Origin of the sequence: Psychrobacillus faecigallinarum (genome assembly GCF_014836595.1) — a bacterium.
Lineage (GTDB): Bacteria > Bacillota > Bacilli > Bacillales_A > Planococcaceae > Psychrobacillus > Psychrobacillus faecigallinarum.
This window is the reverse complement of record NZ_JACSQO010000001.1, coordinates 874,965-890,114: the sequence shown is the minus strand read 5'-3', so window position 1 is coordinate 890,114 and position 15,150 is coordinate 874,965. Positions and strand designations below refer to the sequence as shown.

Below are 15,150 nucleotides of genomic sequence, written 5' to 3'. Positions count from 1 at the left end.
AAATATGAAGACAGTTTCAGTCAATATTGTCACTCCCGACGGCCCGGTATACGATTCTGAAATAGACATGATTATCGCTAAAACAGCATCGGGTGAAATCGGTATTTTACCTGGCCATATTCCAATGGTTGCACCACTTGAAATTGGTTCGGTTAAATTGAAAAAAGATGGTAAATCAGAATTTGTAGCAGTGAGTGGCGGATTTATTGAGGTTCGTCCTGAAAAGGTTACAATCTTGGCTCAATCCGCTGAAATTGCTTCAAGTATAGATTTAGCTCGTGCTCAAGAAGCGAAGAAACGTGCAGAAGAACTACTTCAAAGTAAACAAGAATCAGTTGATTTTAATCGTGCTGAACTTGCTTTGAAGAGAGCGCTTAATCGTATCAACGCTTATGAGGGTAGATTATAATTGTTTTTTTGATAAAACGGGCAGAGATTATTTCTGTCCGTTTTTTCTTTCTTGACTGTTAAGAATGTACTTGCTTTGCTAAGTGTTTTTCCTAATTTGAGGGTCTTTAAACTTTATGGTCAGATTTGGGAGCTTTGAATTTCTTGCTATAAAAAGTGGGAGATTTTACAGTAATTTGACGAGGGTATTTTTGAAACGACAAAAACATAAACATGTTAATTGTTTTGTTGAGCAGTACATCTTCTAGGAAGGCTTTCGTTTTTAAAAACTGGAGGGAAAATAATGGGTCTTTTGACTTCAGAGCAAGCTGTTATCGCTATATTAGCTAATATCTTTTTTATCGGTATTTCTTTTTATGCATTACAAGCTCTTATGGTGGACAAATTTATTAAAAAGAATCATGTATTTCAAGCCCAGCTTTTCTTTATTTTGGTAAGTATTATGTTAGGCTCGACAGTAGCTAATTTCTTTTTAAATTTAACTTCCTGGTCTAACCAATTACAGTACTTATTTTAGTAGAAGATCCTGCATGCTCATGCAAATTATGGACAAGTTTGTATGAGCATGTAGAATCTCCTCATATTTCCTGGGAAATATGCTGTCGAATATGTTTATTACATAACATGTGGGGTAATTTATAAATATCTACACGAAAAGACTGGGTATTACGTATAATAGACTAAGAAAATTTACCAAAAGAGGACAAGAAAATAGGGTTTTCGGTGCTTGTATATAGTCGAAATACGTTGTATGATGATATTGTTTTGAAATAACAAAAAACAACACCATACATATTTCTTTTATATATTAGCTTAAGAGGATTATGAACGCGGAGGGAACTAAGTGGATAAAATTGTTGTTAAAGGCGGCCAAAGGTTAAAAGGTAACGTACGGGTCGAGGGTGCTAAAAATGCAGTATTACCTGTACTTGCAGCAGCTTTGCTCGCGACAAAAGGGAAAAATGTGATTAAAGATGTACCAACACTTGCAGATGTTTTGACGATAAATGAAGTATTAAAAAGTTTAAATACAGAAATCAAATATAGCCCAGAGCACAACGAAGTAATTATTGACTCACAGCAAAGACTATCAAGTGAAGCACAATTCGAATATGTGCGCAAAATGAGAGCGTCAATCCTTGTTATGGGTCCAATTCTTGCGCGCAATGGTTTTGCTCGAGTAGCTCTTCCTGGGGGCTGTGCTATTGGTTCAAGACCTATTGACCAACATTTAAAGGGCTTTGAAGCAATGGGTGCAGAGATTTCATTTGGTCATGGATTTGTAGAAGCGAAAACCGTTGGACGTTTAAAAGGTGCTAAAATTTATTTAGATGTACCTAGTGTGGGCGCTACAGAAAATATTATGACTGCAGCAGCTTTAGCTGAAGGAACAACGATTATCGAAAATGCTGCTAAAGAACCGGAAATCGTAGACTTAGCAAACTTTATCAATGAAATGGGCGGTAAAGTAAAAGGTGCTGGTACTGATACTATTCGTATCGAGGGAGTCGAAGAACTTCATGGCACTGAGCATCACATTATTCCAGATCGTATTGAAGCTGGTACTTTCATGGTTGCAGCAGCCATCACAAAAGGCGATGTATTAATTGAAAATGCAGTACCAGAGCATATGACAGCTCTAATATCTAAAATGCAAGAGATGGGTGTGGAAATTACTGAAGAGAACCAAGGGCTACGTGTGCGTTCTAAAGGAAACTTGAAATCAGTAGACATCAAAACTATGCCACATCCAGGTTTTCCTACAGATATGCAATCGCAAATGATGGCATTGATGATGACAGCCTATGGTACCGGTATCATTACGGAAACTGTATTTGAGAACAGATTTATGCATGTGGAAGAGTTTAGACGTATGAACGGAAACATGAAAATCGAAGGTCGCTCTGTCATGATGGATTCCCCATCTAACCTTCAAGGTGCAGAGGTAGCAGCTACAGATCTTCGTGCAGCGGCAGCTCTAATCATTGCAGGTCTAGTTGCAGAAGGCGTAACTCGTGTAACTGAACTTTACCATTTAGATCGTGGATACGTTGATTTTGACAAAAAGCTAGCAGCTTTAGGTGCAGACATCGAACGTATTGGAACAGAAAACACAGAAAAAGCAGTTCAACTCGTTTAATAATATATGTAAAGCACAATACACCTATTCGTGTATTGTGCTTTTTTTGATGTAATTTTTCACGCTGTTTTTAGGCGTTTTAAGAGTGAAAATTAACATTTTAGTATAAATGCTCATCTATAAGATTAAATAGCCTCTAAGGGGCTAAAATAGTGTATAAAGGCTACTTAAATATAAAGATTCAAATAGATTCTTATAGCATTCCATAAATTTAATAAGAATTCATGTCCATATACTATTGGTTAAATGGATGATTTCAGAAATGATAGAGTATAAACACTTTCCTATTACTCATCTGTATGACAAGAGATAGATCAAGCAGCTTTTCTATAGCTTGTCCGTCATTAGATTCTTTGTAGCTGCATATATTACCCCTATGAAACAAAACATTCTCTTAGTAATCGTATGCATCTGCCTTATGTTATTACCTTTTTTATTGATCAAAGACAGAGTGAAAGAAAAAGCTGCACCAGAAGTCGTACCGGAAACTGAAGTTGACTGTCCAATAGAAATTGAGGTGAAAGGGGTAAAGGAAAAAATTCCTCTAGAAACGTATGTATTAGGAGTAGTTGCCGCTGAAATGCCAATCACATTCCATGAAGAAGCATTGAAGGCGCAGTCTATTGCTGCTAGGACCTATGTTTTAAGAGAAACCGATTACGGAGCAAAGTCAATCGACAAGACGGTACAGAAGCAAGTGTATGTTGGTCCAGAGGAGAGAAAAAAGCGTTGGGGTGCGTCCTTTGAGGAATACGAAAAGAAGCTTCAAAAAATCGTAGCTTCTACAGAGGGAGAAATTATTATTTATAAGGATCAGTTAATCACTGCAATGTTTTTTTCAACAAGCAATGGGCAAACAGAAAGCGCGGAGAATTATAGCGGATATGCAATTCCCTATTTAGTATCAGTGCCGAGTGAAAAGGAAGAGCAATTCTCAAATAAAATGAAACAGAAATTTGAATTTACGAGTAAAGAATGGTCGGACACGTTTAAGATGAAGTGGTCTAATAATATTGGGGGTACTGTCAAAATAGCACGGACAGACTCCAATCGAGTAAAGTCAGTAGAAATGAACGGCAAAAGTTGGACAGGCAGAGAAATTAGAACTTTACTTGGATTACCCTCTACTGATTTTTCAATAGCTTTTCAAAATGATAAAGTTGTAGTGGAAACTATTGGATATGGGCACGGAGTAGGAATGAGCCAGTATGGAGCTGAGGTAATGGCTAACAATTCTGCGAAGGCTCATGATATTTTATTGCATTATTATACAGGAACCGAAATAAAAAGTTTTTCTCCATGTTTAAAATCTCCTTAATATGCCAACAATGCAATTAGAGGTGATGAAAATGAGAGAAGAACAATCTAAAAAGCCTTCTCAGAAGAAGAGTAACAGCCCGAAAAAACCTTGGTTTTGGCCACTAGTATATGCAGGTTTTTCGGTAGCATTTGTTGGAATGATTTGGGGTTATAATGTATATGTCAGCGATGATTCTGCAGAAGAATCCGAGTGGACCGATGCAAGTAATCCAGACAAAGTAACAATTGAAACGAACGCTAAAGCAGAATCTATGAAATACCCTTTCAAAGAAGCTATGCTAGATAACGTTGAAATTGTTCAGCACTACTATGATATGGAAGCAGACGAAGCGACTCGTGAGAAATCTCTACTTGTTTTTGATCAAACTTACGTAGCTAGCACAGGAGTTTCCCTAACCATGAAGAACGAGCCATTTGAAGTTGTTGCAGCATTAAGCGGAAAAGTAGAAGAAGTAAATCTTGATCCATTTGTAGGTGACGAAATCGTAATCTCTCATGCAAATGGTATGCTAACAAAATATCGCTCTGTCACTGGCATTCTAGTAAAAGCAGGAGATGTAGTGGAACAAGGACAATCCCTTGCAACTGCAGCGGAAAATGAGTGGAATCCTACTGCTGGAATCCATCTTCAATTCGAAGTATTAGAAAACGGAGTCCTTGTAAATCCGGAATCATATCTAGCATTTTAATTCATATTAGCCCTTCGCTATGCATAAAGTGGTGAAAAGTGTTCCTTTACTAACGAAAGGAAGAGTTGGTGCACGAAACGATTCGTCATAGATGCATACGTTTGGGTGAAATGGTAATTGAAACAAAGAAAACAGTTCGCGCTATTGCGAGCAAAACAGGTCATTCCAAAAGCACCGTACACAAAGACTTAACCGAAAGACTCCACCTTGTGGATCCTGTGCTGGCTAAGGAAGTCAAAGAAATCCTTGCTTACCATAAGTCAGTCAGACACCTACGAGGCGGAGAAGCTACGAAGCAAAAATGGAGGACCAAAAAGGAAGATAGGTAAGGTCGTGAAATATATTATTTCACGGCCTTTTCTTATATCCGAAATAATTCGTTGTCTGAGTAGTATGAGTAAGTCTTTACAGAATATACATAGGTCAATAAAAATAAATTAGCATCAGGAAAAGTCCATTTTAAAAGAGAGAGCGCAAGGAGGAAGGGCATTCTAATAACAGGAGAGCCTGCAACAGATTCTTTGACTTAAAAGTTGTATACTCTAAAAAGTATGAAACACTGCTTGTATAACGAAGTCCAACGTTCGGATCCCTAGGGAGTGAACTATTGCTAGGAAAGCTCTTATGGACAATTAATCCCCTTACATATGGTAACTAATTGTGGTACTTGAAAAAAATCCGTAGCTCAGGAATAGTCTTTCAAGAACACACAAATAATTCGTAACTATCAACTGAAATACTATATCTTTCAAACAGACAGCTTCCTTCTCAACTTCACCTCTAAAGTCACAACATAAAAATGAGCGTACTGACCTATAGAAGAATCGGGATAATAGTTTATAATTCGTCAAAAATTTCTAATTTCTTCATAATTTTTTCCAAAATACTCTTCAAAAAAACTGTTTTTATGACAAAACTATGATAAAATTAGAAGTTAGATACATTACGGAGTTTACAAACAAAAGTTATAGCAAGGAAGGGGAAACACTGGTAATGTTTGCAAAGGATATAGGAATAGATTTAGGAACAGCAAATGTATTGATTCACGTGAAGGGAAAAGGGATTGTGTTAAACGAACCTTCAGTGGTCGCTTTAGATAGAAATACGAATAAAGTACTAGCAGTCGGAGAAGAAGCTCGACAAATGCTAGGTAGAACCCCAGGAAATATAGTGGCTATTCGCCCGTTAAAAGATGGAGTAATTGCGGATTTTGATGTGACAGAAGCTATGCTTAAGCATTTCATTAATAAATTAAACGTAAAGGGATTCTTATCGAAGCCACGAATTTTAATTTGCTGTCCGACAAACATTACAAGTGTGGAGCAAAAGGCCATTCGAGAAGCTGCGGAGAAATCTGGTGGTAAAAAGGTTTATTTAGAAGAAGAACCTAAAGTTGCAGCAATCGGAGCAGGGATGGATATCTTCCAACCAAGCGGGAATATGGTTGTAGACATAGGTGGGGGCACAACTGATGTTGCTGTTCTATCTATGGGTGATATAGTTACCTCGGAGTCTATTAAGGTAGCAGGAGATGTGTTTGATAACGATATTCTTCAATATATCAAAAAAGAGTACAAGCTTCTAATCGGTGAACGAACAGCTGAGAATATAAAGATTGAGATTGGAACTGTTTTTCCAAACAGTCGTCATGAAGAGATGGATATCCGCGGGCGAGACATGGTTTCAGGTCTGCCAAGAACGATTACTATTAAATCTGATGAAATCGAACACGCGTTAAGAGAGTCTGTATCTGTCATAGTACAAGCTGCCAAAAATGTGTTAGAAAAAACACCGCCTGAGTTGTCCGCAGATATTATTGACCGTGGCGTTATTATCACTGGTGGCGGTGCGCTACTACATGGTATGGATAGTCTGTTGATGGAAGAATTAAAGGTTCCTGTGTTTATTGCGGAACAACCGATGGATTGTGTGGCTATTGGCACTGGAATTATGCTAGATAATATCGATAAAATAAGTAGAAGATAAGAGTGGAGGCTTCATCATGTTTCGTGGATTTAATACTGTAGCATCTGGGATGATTGCTCAACAGCGTAGAACCGAGCTGCTAACTAATAATATGGCTAATGCGAATACACCAGGCTTTAAGGCTGATCAGTCTACCATTCGTTCTTTTCCAGATATGCTGATGTCACGTCTAGGGCCAGCTAAAATTCCTACGGAGAATCCGATCAGTGGGAAAAAACTGTCAACTGTCGGTGGAATTAGTACAGGCGTTTATATGTCAGAAACCGTTGCTCTGCAAACACAGGGGCAGCTTCAGCAAACAGGCTTGAACACTGATATAGCTTTAATCGATGGAGTACTTCCAGTGGATGCAGAATCAGGGCAATCAGGTGCGCTATTTTTCCGTTTAGAACACCCAACTGAGGGAGAAGCATATACACGTAACGGAAACTTCACATTGGACGCTTCAGGTTTTTTAACGAATGCAAGTGGACTATATGTTTTAGATGATGCAGGCCAACGTATTCAATTGCAAAATGATGATTTCCGTGTAGGGGATAATGGCCAAGTTTTTGTGGATGACGTAGCGGTGGCTCAGCTAGGGGTTTCATATGCTGCTAATCCGGATCGTTTATTGAAGCAGGATAATGGTTTATATAGAACGGAAGATGGCACGGAGCTACCATCCGCGTATAATACTGGTGATGTGAGCTTTGCTACGCAACAGGGCTATATTGAAGGATCAAATGTAGACAGTGCGAAAACAATGACAGAGCTTATGTCAGCATATAGAACATTTGAAGCCAATCAAAAAATTCTACAAGCATACGATCAGAGCATGCAGAAAGCTGTCAACGAGGTTGGTCGTGTTAACTAATAACCAAGGAGGTGTGGTTGAATGTTACGCACAATGATAACAGCAACAAACACAATGTCCCAATTGCAAAATCAACTGGATATTATAGGGAATAATCTTTCCAATTCAAATACCCATGGATATAAGTCAAAAGAAGTAAAATTCCAAGAATTACTTTATCAGCAATTTAATAACGATAAATTAGATAAAACAGAGAGACAATCACCTGTTGGGATACGCTATGGAGTGGGAGCAGCACTTGCACAGTCTCAAATGAACTGGAAGCAAGGGAGCATCCAGTCTACTGGCAGAGATCTAGACTTTGCTTTTCAGGAGCCTAAGCAATATTTTCAAATCATTATGCCCGACGGACAAAATGGAGAAAAAACTGCATACACTCGTCAAGGAGCTTTCTATGTTTCTCCAATAGAAAATGGACAAATGATGCTTGTTAACGGAGATGGTTATCCTGTTTCCGACTCACAGGGACAGGCTATTACGATTCCTGAGGGAGCTTCTAGCTTTTCTGTAAATGAAAGAGGAGTGCTAACTGCAACATATCCTGATGGTACTACAGCACAAAGAGAGTTAGCTGTTTCCGTTTTGCAAAAGCCACAATTCATGGAACACTTGTCTGCGACATATATTGTAATGCCCGAGAATTTAGATGAGTTAGGTGCAAATGCTGAGGATGTAATGACCGACCTTCAAGGAGCAGACAGAGAAGAAATTTCCTTGAGCAATCAGGTTTTAGAAATGTCTAATGTAGATGTTTCCAAAGAAATGACCGATTTAATGACAACGCAGCGTCAGTATCAGTTTAGTGCTCGTTCTATTACAATCGCCGATCAAATGATGGGCTTGATCAATGGAATTCGCTAGTAAGGAGTTATTTTAATGACGGAAGAAGTAAAGGCTTCTAGCCGACAACAGCGTAGGTTAGAAAAAGTACAAGAAGAAGTAAATAAGAAAGAAACGGTAGACAATACTAAACCAACCAAGTGGGTACAAATTCGTATGTTTCCTATATGGCTGCGTATACTAATTGTTATTGCTCTTTTTTGCATATCTGCAATAGCTGGACTAATGATTGGCTATGGGGTTATAGGTGATGGTGAGCCGAAGGATGCGCTAAAATGGGAAACGTACCAACATATAATTGATATAAAAGACGGTAAATAATTGGAGGACGATTCCATGCTAACAACGGAGCAATTACAAGCTATTTTGCCTCATCGATATCCATTTTTAATGGTTGATCGTATTCTAGAAATTGAAGAAGGTAAACGAGCAGTTGGATTAAAAAATGTAACAATTAATGAAGAATTTTTTAATGGTCACTTTCCTGGCTATCCAGTAATGCCGGGCGTTCTTATTGTGGAAGCGTTGGCTCAAGTAGGAGCAGTGGCTGTGCTTCAAATTCCCGAAAATAAAGGAAGACTTGCTTTTTTTACAGGAATTGATAACTGTCGATTTAAAAAACAGGTCAAACCAGGAGACCAGCTTAAACTGGAAGTTGAGCTTACTAAGCTCCGCGGACCAATGGGCAAAGGACATGGCATAGCTACTGTCGATGGAGAGCTTGTTTGTGAAACAGATATCCTGTTTGCATTAGGTCCAGTTGCAAATAACGACTAATAAATAGTATTATTCCACTTCTTTTAAAGTATATGCGAGTATGCTGAGCATTGAAAAAAGAGGTAATAATGCCATAGGATAGTTCCTTCTTTTCTTGGATAACCTATCGTAAGTCACGTGAAGAGTGTGATGACGATATCAAGAAAGGAGGAATTTTTATGTTGAAAAAAGTCGTTCCTACTGTGGCATTATGTTCGCTTTTACTCGTTGGATGTAATAATGATGAAGCAGTACCTTCAAACAATGAAACACCAATGGGGGAATTAAACAACGGTAATCGTGTAATTACTCCATCTCCTGATGAGAACACTGGTAATAACGGAGCTGGAACTACTAATGGTGGTATGAATGAAGGCACAAACGGTAAGAATGATATGAATGGTCTTAACGATGATCTGAACAATGGTCTTAACAATGGTGATAATAATGATTTAAATGGAAATATGGATCATTCAAACATGGATGAACGTACATTTGTAGATGAGCCAGAGGTTAATGGAAATAAAGATAAATAGTCCCTTTCTGTAACTTATGGAGCGTTTTTAAATTTGAAATGGTTGATCAAACAAAAAATAGGCAACTTCTTGTATTGTAAACAAGAAGTTGCCTATTTCTTTAGGTATTAGTCAGTATGCCTATATCAATTTTCTTTGTCTTTCTTTAAGGAAGGACGCGTTTTCATATCCTTTTCGAATTGTGTTAACAATTCTTCTCCGATTAATCCATCCTCAATAAGTTCAGCAAGTAACGATTCAGCGTATTTTCTACGTGCACGCTTTAATGTTCCGCGAAGTAATACGGAAAGATGATCTCCTATTTTCTTAACGGAGTAGGTTGCCACTTCAAAATGTGCAGGCTCATTCTCGGGGTAAGAGATAACGACCTTAGCATTAAATAATTCATTGGATGTTTTTAATTCATTAAAGAAATCCTCATGCTTTTGATCAATAAATAATTCTAAAATCCAAGAACGACTTGTGTTTTCTTGATTAATTACTATGCCATCCTCTAGTAAAATCGGCATTTCATCATTATTACGGATAAGGGACACGGAAATCATTTTAAATGTTTTCATATACAATCCACCTTTTAGTAGGACTAATTAATCTTCATTATAGCATAGGGATTCTATGGAAAAAAATAATTGTGAAGATGCCAATTTCTTATTTTTGATTTTAATGAATGCGGTAAGGCGAGGAATATTCTTGAAAGCAAATAACATTATTTCATTTTGACCCGGGAAAACGACCCAAAATGAAATAACTGCGCTTTGCCAACAAATTTTCAAAGGCTTATGATATGGCTAATGAAAGGGAGGTGACAGATTGAATACAGTTTCGATAATTGGAAGAATGACGAAGGCTCCACAGCTGAAGCACTTATCTGAGGGGAGAGTGCAAACAGGATTTGTTGTTGCAGTGAGTAAGGGCTATAAGAGCGAAGAAGCTAATTTCGTGCTTTGCACAATTTGGGGGAAACTAGCTGAAACCACGGTAAAGTACTGTGGAAAGGGCTCTTTAGTAGGAATCACTGGCCGCTTGAACACAAGATCTTATGAAAAAGGGGAAGGCATAAGAGTATTTGTAACAGAGGTTATTGTGGAGGATATCAGATTTTTAGCTACCAAAAGTCGCGACGAAACCGAACAAACTAGAGAGGAAAATAAGCAAGTAGAAAGTGATTTTGAATTTCCAGCAGAACAAATAAAAAAACTTCCAGTGTAAAATTTTGAATGGCCGCAACCATCCAAATGAAACAAGAGAGAAAAAACCTGACCAGAATATGGCCAGGTTTTTGTTAACAAGATATCAGTTAGATTGAAAGAGTAAGCAAATCCTTTAGATCTGCATCCGACATTTCTGTAATCCATTGACTAGAGTGGATCAGTTCTTCAGACAATGCTTGCTTCTGTTCAAGAAGTTTGTCTATTTTTTCTTCAATTGTACCGATAGTTATGAACTTATGGACATGGACGAAATTAGTTTGACCGATACGATAAGCTCTGTCAGTTGCCTGGTTTTCGACTGCCGGGTTCCACCATCTATCCGCATGCAGCACGTGGCTTGCGGCAGTAAGGTTCAAACCAGTTCCACCAGCCTTTAAGGAAAGAAGGAATACAGGGAATTCCTTTGCCTGAAACGCCTCTACTAAATGGTCACGCTGATTTTTTGGCATGCTTCCTGTCAAGAAAGGAGCATCTATATCGAACAGCTCAGTTAGGCAATGCTGCAGCAAATGACCCATTCCGATATACTGTGTAAATATCAGACATTGCTCACCACGAGCAGCAATTTCTCCAGCGAGTGTCACAATACGAGCAAGCTTCTCAGAGCGTTCAAGCATATCTTCTGCATCATCAAATGGCTCCTTCAGATAAAGGGCCGGGTGATTACATAGTTGTTTTAGCTTGCTAAGCATTTTGAGAATAAGCCCCTTTTTCTCAAAGCCGGTTAGTGTATCAAGCTTGCTAACGGTTTCTTGAATAAGGGATTCATATAACGCTGCTTGCTCGGTAGTTAAACCACAATACTCGCGTTGCTCCAATTTTTCTGGAAGGTTTAACAACAATTCTGGATCCTGCTTGGTTCTTCTTAATAAGAACGGCTGAATTTTGACCCGGAGTTTATGCTTAACCGAGTCAGAGTTATCTCGCTCAATCGGCGCGATATAATTTTCCTGGAATTTACGGAAGGAACCCAAATAACCTTTATGAATAAAGTCGAAGATAGACCAAAGCTCGGATAATCTATTTTCAACCGGTGTTCCAGTTAAAGCAATATGATGCTTGCCTGTAAGCTTGCGAATCGCACGAGATTGCTTTGTATGCATATTTTTAATGTTTTGAGCCTCATCGAGAGTTATACTAGCCCATTCTAAATCCTCTAATGCTTCAATGTCCTGCATTGCTGTACCAAAGGTTGTGATTACTACGTCAGCTTCTTTATCAATTTCTCGGGTTCGCGCTGTGCCATAATGTGTTTGGACATTTAAAGAAGGAGCAAATTTAGCCAGCTCTTTCTGCCAGTTTCCAAGCACGGAGGTTGGACAAATGATCAAAGAAGGCGTTGTTTGTTCACCGCTTTCATGGACATGAAGTAGATATGCGATTAATTGGACTGTCTTACCAAGACCCATATCATCAGCTAAGCAGGAGCCAAATTTTTCATTTCGCATAAATACAAGCCAGTCTAAGCCCAGCTGCTGATATGGTCGAAGAGTCGTCAACAGATTGGATGAGACCTCCACAGTGGGATAACCTTTTTTCTCAGACAGCTGTTCCATCAATACTTTAAGAGATTGCTGCATTTCAAATTGGAATAATGGATCCTCATCAGATTGCTCATCATCATCGATAGCTAAAGCAATTTCCTCCGGGATTTCTCGGAATAAAAGCTCCTTCACAGTCCAATTTTCATCCTCGGACTGCTTCATCAGTTCTCGAATTTGATGCATCCACGCAGCATCTATTCGGAACCACTCATTGCCTGCCTGTATATATGATCGATTTTCAGTGACCATTTTTTGAAAATCCTCTGCAGAGATTTCCTGTCCGTTTAGAGAAAAACTCCAGTTAAATTGCAGGATTTCATTTAAGCCAGCGGCGGTTTTATAAGTATTGGCAGTCTTTGCAACAGTCTTAACACGCATTTTAGATTCTTTCAAGCTCTTCAGCCAAGATGGCAGAACAACCTCGAAACCAAGAGCCTGCAGTTTGATCAGGTCATCACGTAAAAAACGTCGCACTTCTTCATCGGTTAATGGAGAGGAGAAGAAGGTCGACAGTTCTACGGCATCTATCGAGGAGACTAGGGAAAAGATTTTTGCCTGAGTTTCTTCGATATAGGTGTTATATTCATTCCATTTATCAGGAAGAGCCTGCTTAATAGGCAATACTTTTTTTCGGAAGGATGGCGTCCAGTATACACTGCTTTTTTTCCCGCGAACGACTGTTTCTAATAACCAGGTGTCATCAAATTCATCCGGCTCGGACAGGCGCAATGCTACTAACAGATTTGGATGGGTCGATTGCGATTTTAGGGGCCAGCCGCCTTGTTGAAAGAAAGGAATGAGGGCGGGTAGGTCCTCCATTGTAAGCCCTGCCTGAAAAAGCTTTTGCTTGATAGCATTTTCAACTAGCTGCTTTCCTTTGTCCTCTATGGGAGCAGACAACTCTAAATTGTCTTCCTGTAATTCGACTGTCTTCCAAAGATCAGGTGAATTCCAAACACTTCCTGCTTCTTTAAAGGTTTTAAGCCATTGAAGCGAGGGCTCGGTAGCACCAGAGAATGTGATGAAGGGATGAGCTTCAGATGAAAAGAGTTCAATGACTTCTACTGGAGAAGCTATTAATACGTCATCCTCAACTTGTGCGTTAAGACCAAAAAAGCTTTCTCTATGATTTAAGTAGAGCGTCTCCACCCATTTTTCGATAGGCGCATCATTACATGATAGAAGAAAGCTTCCATTTGCTGCTTGATCGATATACAGGGAAAATTCTTTTGTAATAGATAAAGGTTTATTCATAATGGCAGGTTTCCTTTCTCTATTTCTTGTTGTAAGGCACGAAGACGGCGATACTTTTCACGAATACTTTCCACATAAGCATTCCAGTAATCAATTTCGTTTGCTTTCTTCGCAACCTGTTTCATTTTCTTCCAAATACGAACAGCTTGCTTATAGCTATATCTGTTTTTTTCTTGGATAAACTTCATGGCATAATGGTGGTAAAGCGGAAGAAGGACCTCTGGTGCCTCATCCTTCACTATAGATAATCCACAGGACTCAGCATATTCAAGAGATGAGTTGGCAGATTGGTGCAATGCCATCCATTCCCTATAACGTTTTTGTTCGATTAGTAAGTTGGAGTATGATTGGATTCCATATAAACCGAATGATTGATACAGTTTTTCCAGTTCCTCCGTTTTTAAACTTACTTGGTTGAATAGCAATTCTAATCTTCTAATGAGCATGACTCGAGAAGGGTTTTGCATGACTTCATTTAAATAATAAGAAATGTGAGGTAGTAATTTTCTAGCTAGCTCGTTAACTAATTCCTTGTTGGAGGAATGAATGGCCTTTTCACAAACCTCCACCCACTCCAAGAGCTGATCCTTCTCCATATGCTCAGCAGAATCTAATAGCTCATCCATCATCGATAAGGTGAGGTAAAAGTATGGAAGTACCATATTTAACGGGATTCCGTCCTCTTCAATGGTCAGCTCTTGAAGATATTTGACTTCCTGCATTCGTGCTGCTTTATCTGTTACTAAAGCTTCCCAGCAGGCTAAATATACGTGTTTCCGATAACGAACAAGGCCTTCCTCTTCAAAGTAAAAGGACCGTACGTTTTCCATCATTTGATCGAAAAAGGGATCAGCTGCAAACATTTTAGGCTTTGCAGCAAGCTGGGACAGGCTATCATCAATATCCTCTATATAATCATTTAAAAACTGGTAAACGCGATTACGCATATTAGTATCGTTGTATTCAATTAAATAAGGCCATGCGCGTGTTAGTATGGCCAGATTGACATATACATCAAAGATAGGTTGCCATTCTCGTTCAAATGGTCGAGATTTACGAACCTGGGCCTTCAAGTCATGAATAGCAAATTCTAAAAGATAAAAGCTTGTTGGCGGATAGCTGGAGATAAACTTTCTAAAAAAGTTATCCACTAGCATATCCCAGCTTTTGGGACTACGTTCATCTCGAAGTAAAGATAGCTGTAGGTGGTCTATGTTAGCTTTCCACTCCGAGATCCAAGTGGATAGGGAGTTGTTTTGTTGATATAAATAAAAAACTGCTGCGACGATATGTCTACATGGCTTCTGCATTTGGCAAGGGCAATGGATCAGGTCAACCATTGGCAAGTATCGTACCTCGATGTTAGTTACATCTCTAACCACAAAATCAATTCGATTGTCCTTTAGTGAATAATTTGCAATTGAAACCGCGCCATTACGCACAAAAAAGGTCGCTCTTCGAACGAGCTCCTCATCTTCCGTAACAGTAGGGTTAAGTTTCTCTTCAATCGTCCGCATGGACGCATCTATATATTGGTTATAATGATTGGCTAATTTTTGATACGAAGTTAGGTTCAAACAAATCTCTCCTAATGAAAAAAGGCTTTCCTT

16 protein-coding genes are annotated in these 15,150 nt (G+C 38.8%); 13 read left to right on the top strand and 3 right to left on the bottom strand.

Going from position 1 to position 15,150, the window contains the following annotated elements:
- Positions 1–4 precede the first annotated feature (4 nt).
- The 12 genes from H9650_RS04295 to H9650_RS04240 all read left to right on the top strand — a co-directional run bounded on the left by H9650_RS04295 (position 5) and on the right by H9650_RS04240 (position 9,531).
- Positions 5–409: a F0F1 ATP synthase subunit epsilon gene (locus tag H9650_RS04295; protein ID WP_144540498.1), complete on the top strand. Its 405-nt coding sequence runs from the start codon at positions 5–7 to the stop codon at positions 407–409.
- A gap of 282 nt (positions 410–691) precedes the next feature.
- Positions 692–925 (top strand): DUF1146 family protein, encoded by a 234-nt coding sequence (locus H9650_RS04290; RefSeq protein ID WP_144540496.1) that lies wholly within the window; start codon positions 692–694, stop codon positions 923–925.
- 327 nt (positions 926–1,252) lie between these two features.
- Positions 1,253–2,548 (top strand): UDP-N-acetylglucosamine 1-carboxyvinyltransferase, encoded by a 1,296-nt coding sequence (gene murA / locus H9650_RS04285; protein WP_144540493.1) that lies wholly within the window; start codon positions 1,253–1,255, stop codon positions 2,546–2,548.
- Positions 2,549–2,966: 418 nt separating this feature from the next.
- Entirely contained in the window at positions 2,967–3,866 is a 900-nt protein-coding gene (spoIID, locus tag H9650_RS04280; protein WP_191696650.1) for a stage II sporulation protein D, read from the top strand.
- A gap of 31 nt (positions 3,867–3,897) precedes the next feature.
- Positions 3,898–4,557, top strand: a complete 660-nt coding sequence (locus H9650_RS04275) for a M23 family metallopeptidase (RefSeq protein WP_144540591.1) — start codon at positions 3,898–3,900, stop codon at positions 4,555–4,557.
- A 68-nt stretch (positions 4,558–4,625) separates the two neighbouring features.
- Positions 4,626–4,886: a sporulation transcriptional regulator SpoIIID gene (locus tag H9650_RS04270; protein ID WP_144540588.1), complete on the top strand. Its 261-nt coding sequence runs from the start codon at positions 4,626–4,628 to the stop codon at positions 4,884–4,886.
- A 664-nt stretch (positions 4,887–5,550) separates the two neighbouring features.
- Positions 5,551–6,543, top strand: a complete 993-nt coding sequence (gene mreB, locus H9650_RS04265) for a rod shape-determining protein (protein WP_151113772.1) — start codon at positions 5,551–5,553, stop codon at positions 6,541–6,543.
- A gap of 16 nt (positions 6,544–6,559) precedes the next feature.
- Positions 6,560–7,399 (top strand): flagellar hook-basal body protein, encoded by an 840-nt coding sequence (locus H9650_RS04260; RefSeq protein WP_191696649.1) that lies wholly within the window; start codon positions 6,560–6,562, stop codon positions 7,397–7,399.
- A gap of 21 nt (positions 7,400–7,420) precedes the next feature.
- Complete coding sequence (locus H9650_RS04255) at positions 7,421–8,260, top strand: flagellar hook-basal body protein (RefSeq protein WP_144540487.1); 840 nt, start codon at positions 7,421–7,423, stop codon at positions 8,258–8,260.
- A 15-nt stretch (positions 8,261–8,275) separates the two neighbouring features.
- Positions 8,276–8,560 carry a DNA-directed RNA polymerase subunit beta gene (locus tag H9650_RS04250; RefSeq protein WP_151111291.1) on the top strand — a complete coding sequence of 95 codons (285 nt, stop codon included), beginning with the start codon at positions 8,276–8,278 and terminating at the stop codon, positions 8,558–8,560.
- Between the two features lie 15 nt (positions 8,561–8,575).
- Positions 8,576–9,016 carry a 3-hydroxyacyl-ACP dehydratase FabZ gene (fabZ, locus tag H9650_RS04245; protein ID WP_154311442.1) on the top strand — a complete coding sequence of 147 codons (441 nt, stop codon included), beginning with the start codon at positions 8,576–8,578 and terminating at the stop codon, positions 9,014–9,016.
- Between the two features lie 158 nt (positions 9,017–9,174).
- Positions 9,175–9,531 carry a hypothetical protein gene (locus tag H9650_RS04240; protein ID WP_151111287.1) on the top strand — a complete coding sequence of 119 codons (357 nt, stop codon included), beginning with the start codon at positions 9,175–9,177 and terminating at the stop codon, positions 9,529–9,531.
- 125 nt (positions 9,532–9,656) lie between these two features.
- Here the strand turns inward: H9650_RS04240 and H9650_RS04235 are convergent, their stop codons facing one another.
- Positions 9,657–10,091: a YwpF family protein gene (locus tag H9650_RS04235; protein ID WP_144540478.1), complete on the bottom strand. Its 435-nt coding sequence runs from the start codon at positions 10,089–10,091 to the stop codon at positions 9,657–9,659.
- A 250-nt stretch (positions 10,092–10,341) separates the two neighbouring features.
- On the opposite strand from H9650_RS04235, the gene H9650_RS04230 reads away from it, so the two are divergent.
- Entirely contained in the window at positions 10,342–10,740 is a 399-nt protein-coding gene (locus H9650_RS04230; RefSeq protein WP_144540476.1) for a single-stranded DNA-binding protein, read from the top strand.
- A gap of 88 nt (positions 10,741–10,828) precedes the next feature.
- Here H9650_RS04230 and H9650_RS04225 read toward each other — a convergent pair whose 3' ends face one another.
- Complete coding sequence (locus H9650_RS04225) at positions 10,829–13,540, bottom strand: DEAD/DEAH box helicase (RefSeq protein WP_191696648.1); 2,712 nt, start codon at positions 13,538–13,540, stop codon at positions 10,829–10,831.
- Positions 13,537–15,117, bottom strand: a complete 1,581-nt coding sequence (locus tag H9650_RS04220) for a hypothetical protein (RefSeq protein WP_191696647.1) — start codon at positions 15,115–15,117, stop codon at positions 13,537–13,539. Before H9650_RS04220 ends, H9650_RS04225 begins: the two co-directional genes overlap by 4 nt.
- Positions 15,118–15,150 lie beyond the last annotated feature (33 nt).

Excerpts from the sequence above, each read along its gene's own strand:
- H9650_RS04295 (WP_144540498.1), top strand. The coding sequence starts at position 5 with ATGAAGACAGTTTCAGTCAATATTGTCACTCCCGACGGCCCGGTATAC.
- H9650_RS04290 (WP_144540496.1), top strand. The coding sequence starts at position 692 with ATGGGTCTTTTGACTTCAGAGCAAGCTGTTATCGCTATATTAGCTAAT.
- spoIID (WP_191696650.1), top strand. The coding sequence starts at position 2,967 with ATGTTATTACCTTTTTTATTGATCAAAGACAGAGTGAAAGAAAAAGCT.
- H9650_RS04275 (WP_144540591.1), top strand. The coding sequence starts at position 3,898 with ATGAGAGAAGAACAATCTAAAAAGCCTTCTCAGAAGAAGAGTAACAGC.
- mreB (WP_151113772.1), top strand. The coding sequence starts at position 5,551 with ATGTTTGCAAAGGATATAGGAATAGATTTAGGAACAGCAAATGTATTG.
- H9650_RS04260 (WP_191696649.1), top strand. The coding sequence starts at position 6,560 with ATGTTTCGTGGATTTAATACTGTAGCATCTGGGATGATTGCTCAACAG.
- H9650_RS04255 (WP_144540487.1), top strand. The coding sequence starts at position 7,421 with ATGTTACGCACAATGATAACAGCAACAAACACAATGTCCCAATTGCAA.
- H9650_RS04250 (WP_151111291.1), top strand. The coding sequence starts at position 8,276 with ATGACGGAAGAAGTAAAGGCTTCTAGCCGACAACAGCGTAGGTTAGAA.
- fabZ (WP_154311442.1), top strand. The coding sequence starts at position 8,576 with ATGCTAACAACGGAGCAATTACAAGCTATTTTGCCTCATCGATATCCA.
- H9650_RS04240 (WP_151111287.1), top strand. The coding sequence starts at position 9,175 with ATGTTGAAAAAAGTCGTTCCTACTGTGGCATTATGTTCGCTTTTACTC.
- H9650_RS04235 (WP_144540478.1), bottom strand. The coding sequence starts at position 10,091 with ATGAAAACATTTAAAATGATTTCCGTGTCCCTTATCCGTAATAATGAT.
- H9650_RS04225 (WP_191696648.1), bottom strand. The coding sequence starts at position 13,540 with ATGAATAAACCTTTATCTATTACAAAAGAATTTTCCCTGTATATCGAT.